We start from the raw sequence: 942 nt of genomic DNA, 5'->3' as shown, positions 1-942 counted from the left end.
TAATTAACCATTTTGCCTCTTGCAAATTGCTGCGAATGTACTGGCTATCCGCACTGTTGCCTTTGCCTAGTTGAGCGTATTGTTGGTTAACTTTTAACTTTGGAATGCTGTCAGGGTTGATGGAAACGGTCCATTTCCCATGATCTTTAAATACCGATACGTCCGGAATGACGTATTCTGTGTCGTCTGGGGTAATGCGGCTGCCCGGACGAGGATCTAACTGTTGGATCAGTTTTAATACTTCGCGTAGATCCGCTTCTTTTAGCTTAGTTTCTTTGATGACCAGTTTGTAATCGCGATTACCAAGGTGATCGATGTGATCGGCAAGAATCATTTTGGCTTCTGCAAGCCAAGGCGTGTCTTCTGGGAAGGTTGCAAGTTGCAGGAGTAAGCATTCTTGCAGGTTCCGCGATGCCACACCAAGCGGGTCAAACTGTTGGATGCGTTTGCGCACGGCTTCGACTTCATCCAACTCAATATCTTCGTTGTCGAAGCTTTCGTGAATCTCTTCAGGAGATAGGGTCAGATAGCCGTAATCGTCAATCGCATCAATGATGGCAATGGCAATCGTACGGTCGGTCTCACTGAAAGGCGTTAAGTCGAGTTGCCACATTAAGTAATCGTGTAGCGATTCTGTGGTTTCGCCTTGGTAGACCGGCATATCATCATCTAACGCTAAACCGGTACTGCCCGTATTTGCGCTGTAGACATCATCCCAAGTAGTATCTATTTCCAGCTCGTTGCTGATTTCGGATTTCTCTATGATGTCTGAGCTGTCTGGTAAGTCGACCTCGGCGCTGAAATCATCAGAATCGTTCCCTTCATTGCTGGGCTTGTCTTCATGGTTAGCTTGTGGCTCGTCATGGCTCTCCTCGACTTCAAGTAGAGGGTTGGATTCCAGTGCTTCCTGTATTTCCTGTTGAAGATCCAATGTCGACAGTT

Annotated in this window: 1 pseudogene; it reads right to left on the bottom strand. The window is 46.8% G+C overall.

Annotation, left to right across the window (positions count from 1 at the left end):
• Positions 1 to 942 (bottom strand): annotated as a pseudogene (locus R7R24_RS25250) (RNA polymerase factor sigma-54); the annotation flags it as partial.

This window comes from Vibrio sp. 704 (assembly GCF_033339295.1).
The sequence above is the reverse complement of the archived record's forward strand: the minus strand, read 5'-3'. Positions and strand labels throughout refer to the sequence as shown.